Genomic DNA, 5759 nt, shown 5'->3' with positions numbered 1-5759 from the left:
CGGGAGAAGTAACCGTAACGAGAACTAACTCACGGTTTTCAAAAGTTTTGGCATAAGTTTCTATCTTGAAACGATTCGACAGACGAGCCAATTCTTTCATATAAGTAACTGTCTCATAGGGAGTTACGTGCTGTTCGCCGACTTGGTAACCCAAAAACTTCTGTGGTGTCGGAATTTTGGCATCATACGTAACATTCTGAGGCAAATAATAACTGTCAGCAACTTGCCCAAATGCTTGACTGATAAGTAGTTGAAAGAATAATAGGTAGAGTAGAGTGTTTTTTTTCATGTCGAGAAGTTTATATTTTTCAAACAAAGAAATGTAGAAAAACCTGTAAAACAAAAAAGCCTCTGACGTAGAGGCTTTTTTTATAGACAAAGAAAATTCTTTCTGAGTGAAAGACAGACTATTTGTTTTGCAGCTTAAAGTCGTTCAAAGTTGCACCTTCTTTTATCTTCTTCACAAAATCTATTGGAACCGACGCAATAAATGCAATTTTTGCTTCGTCAAAGTCGCTATTTTGTAAAAGACTTGTCACGAAGTTAAAATTACCTTCGAGCTTACCTTCGAGTTTACCAATTCTTTTGGCACGTTCTAAAACAAATTCCTCAATTCCCATAGTCTGCTTTGTTTTATTGGTAATTATGGTTATTTCTTCTTCAAATTTAGTAACTAATTCCTCATTTCCAAAACGAATGTATAGTTTCAGAAAGTTCATTAAAGCCCTAATTTTTTCCTTTGAAAACTGTTTACTCAACAGTAGTCTTGCCAAATCAAGTTTTAGCTCAAAGAGTTCATTTTCTTTAATTTTTCCCTTCTTTATTGCTACACGAACAGTGAGTGCAACTAATGCAAATGGGTTATTACTTTCTGATAGTTGTTGTTCGCTTAATTCTAATATTTTACAAGAGTTAAAGTCATATCTCAACTTTGTGCCTAAAAAACTTCGCTCGTAGTGCGTAGGATGAAACTTTTTGTTGTTATCGGTCAGAATAGCAAAGGCTGTGATAGGCTTTTGATATTTATCTAAGATTCTATAAAAGTACGAAAACATTCTTTCGCTAAAATGTTCATCTTTTGAGCCTTGTACTTCAATATGCACCAAAATCCACTCTTCTGTGCCATTCTTTGTAAAAACCTTTACTAATTTATCGACATACCTCGGGAAAAACTCATCAGCATTTGTCGGAAAAAGTTGTTCGAGTTCTTTATCTAAAAACTCAAAACCTCGTTCCATATCAAAAATATCATTGGCATCTGAAATAAAAAATCTTAGAAAATCATCGAATAAATCTTCTAAAATTGCTTTCCAAAGCGAGTCGTCTCTCTTCACAGTCAAAAGTAAATTGTTTTTCAAATATACTACTTTTCAAATCATATCTTTACCAAAGTATATCTGAAAGAAGCTAAAAGTATGCGTGATAAACAAAAAAGCCTCTGATGTAGAGGCTTTTTTTATAGACAACAATCCCTGTAACCTTGTGGAAAACGATTTGAGCGTCTTACAAGGTAGAAATTATAGATGTTTTTTCCTTAAAATTTTAGTTAGAAGCCTTTAGTTTTGCTTCAATCGTTTGTTGCGTATGCGGTACTGCTCTCAAACGTTCTTTCGGAATCAATTTTCCTGTATCACGACAAACGCCGTAAGTACCATTTTTGATTCTGATTAAGGCTGCTTCTAACTGCTGAGCAAACTTCTGCAATCTTCCAGCCGACTGGCTCAATTGCTCTTTTTCGCTTACATCGGCACCGTCTTCCATTAGCTTTGTGCTATTGGCTGTGTACTCTGTGCCGTTGTCATTCTTTCTACTCAACGTTTCTCTGATAAAATTCAGTTCGTTGCGAGTTGCTTCCAGTTTTTGAGTAATAATTACCTCAAACTCCTTTAATTCATCTTCCGAATATCGGGTTTTTTCTTCAACTGCGGCCATAATTGTAAAGCAGTAAACGTTTATATTTTGGGGTTTTTCAAAAATCCCACAAATATAGTGTTTTGGTAGGCTGAAACAATAGTGAGATACAATTTCTTAAAATAACTCGAAAAAAATTTATTTAAAGGTAATTTTAGAAAAACAATAAATTATTTGGTTTTGTTAAAAAATGCAAAAGGCTGATAAGGTATATCTGCCAAATAAGCTGATAAAAAATTAGTGTTAAATTTAACGATTTTAAGAAATACTTTATTTTTTCTAAGTTTGCACCGTGAAACCACATTCACGTACAAAATATTATTCTGAATATGACATATATAGAACCAGCTCCAATCAAGGATAAAGAGAATCCGTTGGAGTCAATGATGCAACGATTCGATGCTGCCGTAAAAATTCTCGGTATCAGCGATGAAATGTATTATATTCTGAAAGTACCTGCTCGTCAGGTGACAGTAGGCTTGCCCGTTACGATGGACAACGGCCAGATTAAAGTTTTTGAAGGCTACCGAGTGATTCACTCAACGATTCTGGGACCAAGTAAAGGCGGTATTCGCTTCGACCCGGCCGTAAATATTGATGAAGTAAGAGCTTTAGCGGCTTGGATGACTTGGAAATGTGCTGTTGTTGATATTCCTTACGGCGGTGCAAAGGGCGGAATTGCCTGCAACCCACGTGAAATGTCGGCTGGAGAAATGGAGCGTTTGATGCGTGCCTACACGATTGCCATGCTCGATATTTTTGGACCAGATAAAGACATTCCTGCTCCAGATATGGGAACTGGCCCTCGTGAGATGGCTTGGTTGATGGACGAATACTCGAAAGCCAAAGGAATGACCGTAAATGCAGTGGTTACAGGAAAACCGTTGGTTTTGGGTGGCTCGTTGGGGCGTACGGAAGCCACTGGTCGTGGCGTAATGGTTTCGGCATTGGCTGGCATGGAGAAATTGAGATTGAACCCGTATCGTGCAACGGCGGCTGTGCAAGGTTTTGGCAATGTTGGTTCGTGGGGAGCGAAACTTTTGCAAGAAAAAGGCGTAACGATTTGTGGTTTGAGCGATATTTCGGGAGCATACTACAATCCGAGAGGAATTGATGTAGAAAAAGCCATTGCTTACCGCAATGCTAATAACGGAACACTCGAAGGCTTCAAAGATGCTGAGTTGATTACCAACGAAGAATTATTGGCCTTGAATGTTGATGTATTAGTTCCTGCGGCCAAAGAAGACGTAATTACGCACGAAAATGCAGGAAATATTCAAGCAAAACTTATCGTAGAAGGTGCAAATGGCCCGACTTCGGCCAGTGCCGACGATATTATCAACCAAAAAGGAATCATGGTTGTGCCTGATATTTTGGCAAATGCGGGTGGTGTAACGGTTTCGTATTTTGAATGGGTACAAAACCGTATTGGTTACAAATGGGCTCTGGACAGAATCAACCGTCGTTCAGACCGTATGATGAAAGACGCTTTCGATAACGTATTTGAAACTTCACAAAAACACGGTGTTTCTCTACGTTTGGCAGCTTACATTGTGGCCATTGATAAAGTAGCAAGTACCTATAAGTTTAGAGGTGGTTACGGTTGATACTTAGAAAATACTCTTGTATTTCTAATGGTCAATTATCGTTTTTAAAAGATAACAATCAAAACCTGTAGGTATTTTCTAACCTTACAGGTTTTTTTATGGTTATATTATTCTGAATACAGAGATTTTTATTCTTTTTTTAAATTAAACGACTGTCGGTTTGTAGTTTTGTGAAAAATTCAGATAAACAATGAGAAATAACATTATAATACTTTTATTACTTTTTATCCTTTTTTCTTGTTCGGGTGGCGAAAAGACAAATACTGGTAGTAGTATTTTAGGCAGAATGGAAGATTATAAAGTAAAGAGAGTATCGCCTACACAAATCGCTTATCAGGTAGAAGAAATGGGTGCTGAGATTTCGAAAGCTTTAACGGCTGATTTTGCGAAACAAATGAAAAATGTAAGTGCGGCTCGTGGCGAAGAACTTTGTCAGTTGAAAAACATAACTTTAATTGATTCATTATCCGAAAGATATGGCTTGAAAATCAGACTTTTGGGGCAGCCTGATATTGGTAGCAATAATCAGTTATATGTAAAAGAAAAGGAAGTTTTAGAAGCATACGCCGATAACGCCGCCAAAAAGCTCGAAATGAGTGATAATATTCAGAAAATCGGTGATTCGTTGTTTGTTTATACTTCGCCGATTCCTTATGACAAAGGCGTAGGAAAACTTTGTTTTAGCGATGATTCTGGTTTTGCGATTTGGAGTATTATCTTGAAAAAATCAGAAGTGGTAAAGGCAATCAATGTAAAAGCATTGAGAGAGAAGAATGTAAAATAATTGTAGGACAAGTTTTTATCGGAGTTGCGGTCAACCTTGTCAAGGCATAGAATAAGGAAGGGTGAGATTTTCGTCTCACCCTTTTTCTTTTAAACTTATATGAGCGAAGCGGAACTTCACCCCACAGATTACAGTCCGAATTTTGCCGAAAGTTCTAACATTCTTTCGATTGGTTTACGGGCATCAGCCAACATTTCTGCTGGAAGATTTATTTCTGGTGTTTCGTCTCTCAAACACAAATATAGTTTTTCGAGCGTGTTGAGTTTCATGTGTGGGCAATCAGAACAGGCCTTGCACGCATGACCATTTTTTGAGGTTGGAGCTACATAAAATTTCTTCCCTGGAGCCGATTTACGCATTTGGTGCAAAATTCCCGACTCAGTAGCCACAATAAACTCTTGCTGAGGACTATTGATAACATATTTCAAAAGACCCGTTGTTGAACCAATGTAGTCGGCTAATTTCAAAACCGATTCTTCACTTTCTGGGTGAGCCACCACTTCGGCATTTGGGTGCTTAGCTTTCAAATCAGTAATCATTTTTCCCGAAAAAGTCTCGTGAACCATACAAGCACCGTCCCAAAGCAACATGTTACGACCAGTTACACGATTGATGTAGCCACCCAAGTTTTTATCTGGAGCAAAGATAATCTTTTGGTCTTTCGGAAAACTTTCAACAATTTTCACCGCATTACTACTCGTACAAACTACGTCAGTAAGCGTTTTAAGCTCTGCTGAGCAGTTGACGTACGAAATAACAATATGGTCGGGGTGCTGGTCTTTGAATGCCTTAAACTCAGCGTAAGGAGCCGATTCTTCGAGTGAACAACCTGCGTTGAAATCTGGTAAAACTACTTTTTTGTTTGGCGAAAGAATCTTGGCTGTTTCGGCCATAAAACGTACTCCCGCAAAAACAATCATATCGGCATCGGTTTTGGCCGCCTGTTGCGAAAGCCCCAAGCTATCGCCAATATAATCGGCAATGTCTTGAATTTCGGCAATTTGGTAATAGTGAACCAATAAAACCGCATTTTTTTCTTTTTTCAACCGAGCGATTTCGGCAACATAATCAATTTTTTCAGCGACCATCTTAAACTATGATTTAACAGATTTTTATGATTGTTTTAGATTTTTTAAAATAGAAACTATTTTGATTTTAGAATGAGTAAGAAACTCACGATGAAAACATCATAGTCAATATTTTGTGTTTTTGTGGACTATCGACCGTGGACTAAACTATTTACAGGCAAACTCCCACGTTTTGTACATGTTTACAGTCCCGAGTTTGTCCAGATACGATTCTTTGACTTTGTTTCCTTTCGAATCATATTCAAATGTACGAACACTTATGACTTGATTGTTATAGAAATAATTTTCTTTTGTCATATTGCCATTTGCATCGTATTCGTAGGTGAAATAATAATCAATTTGACCTTTGCCATTGAGGCGAGTTTTTTG

At 37.4% G+C, this 5759-nt stretch carries 6 protein-coding genes and 1 pseudogene; 2 read left to right on the top strand and 5 right to left on the bottom strand.

The annotated features are described in order from the left end of the window. The 3 genes and pseudogenes from ACOVO2_RS10180 to ACOVO2_RS10170 all read right to left on the bottom strand — a co-directional run. Positions 1–289, bottom strand: a pseudogene (locus tag ACOVO2_RS10180) (zinc carboxypeptidase); the annotation flags it as partial. A 118-nt stretch (positions 290–407) separates the two neighbouring features. Beyond that, positions 408–1358: a hypothetical protein gene (locus ACOVO2_RS10175; protein ID WP_421769864.1), complete on the bottom strand. Its 951-nt coding sequence runs from the start codon at positions 1356–1358 to the stop codon at positions 408–410. Between the two features lie 184 nt (positions 1359–1542). Further along, positions 1543–1932 carry a TraR/DksA family transcriptional regulator gene (locus ACOVO2_RS10170; protein WP_188767511.1) on the bottom strand — a complete coding sequence of 130 codons (390 nt, stop codon included), beginning with the start codon at positions 1930–1932 and terminating at the stop codon, positions 1543–1545. Positions 1933–2240: 308 nt separating this feature from the next. Here ACOVO2_RS10170 and ACOVO2_RS10165 point away from each other — a divergent pair, with 308 nt between their 5' ends. Continuing rightward, on the top strand, positions 2241–3518 hold the full coding sequence (locus ACOVO2_RS10165; RefSeq protein WP_188767512.1) for a Glu/Leu/Phe/Val family dehydrogenase: 1278 nt from the start codon (positions 2241–2243) through the stop codon (positions 3516–3518). A 190-nt stretch (positions 3519–3708) separates the two neighbouring features. Continuing rightward, complete coding sequence (locus ACOVO2_RS10160; RefSeq protein WP_421769863.1) at positions 3709–4302, top strand: hypothetical protein; 594 nt, start codon at positions 3709–3711, stop codon at positions 4300–4302. 128 nt (positions 4303–4430) lie between these two features. Here the strand turns inward: ACOVO2_RS10160 and nadA are convergent, their stop codons facing one another. Next, the gene (nadA, locus tag ACOVO2_RS10155; protein ID WP_421769862.1) at positions 4431–5390 is read right to left on the bottom strand and encodes a quinolinate synthase NadA; all 960 of its coding nucleotides are present in this window, start codon (positions 5388–5390) and stop codon (positions 4431–4433) included. A gap of 147 nt (positions 5391–5537) precedes the next feature. Then, a partial coding sequence (locus ACOVO2_RS10150; protein WP_421769861.1) for a hypothetical protein occupies positions 5538–5759 on the bottom strand: 222 nt, incomplete at its 5' end.

Origin of the sequence: Emticicia sp. (genome assembly GCF_049241225.1) — a bacterium.
Lineage (GTDB): Bacteria > Bacteroidota > Bacteroidia > Cytophagales > Spirosomataceae > Emticicia.
This window is presented reverse-complemented; position numbering and strand designations above follow the sequence as displayed.

What these genes read in the sequence shown, in the direction of transcription:
- ACOVO2_RS10170 (WP_188767511.1), bottom strand. Translation starts at nt 1,932, where the DNA reads ATGGCCGCAGTTGAAGAAAAAACCCGATATTCGGAAGATGAATTAAAG.
- ACOVO2_RS10165 (WP_188767512.1), top strand. Translation starts at nt 2,241, where the DNA reads ATGACATATATAGAACCAGCTCCAATCAAGGATAAAGAGAATCCGTTG.
- ACOVO2_RS10160 (WP_421769863.1), top strand. Translation starts at nt 3,709, where the DNA reads ATGAGAAATAACATTATAATACTTTTATTACTTTTTATCCTTTTTTCT.
- nadA (WP_421769862.1), bottom strand. Translation starts at nt 5,390, where the DNA reads ATGGTCGCTGAAAAAATTGATTATGTTGCCGAAATCGCTCGGTTGAAA.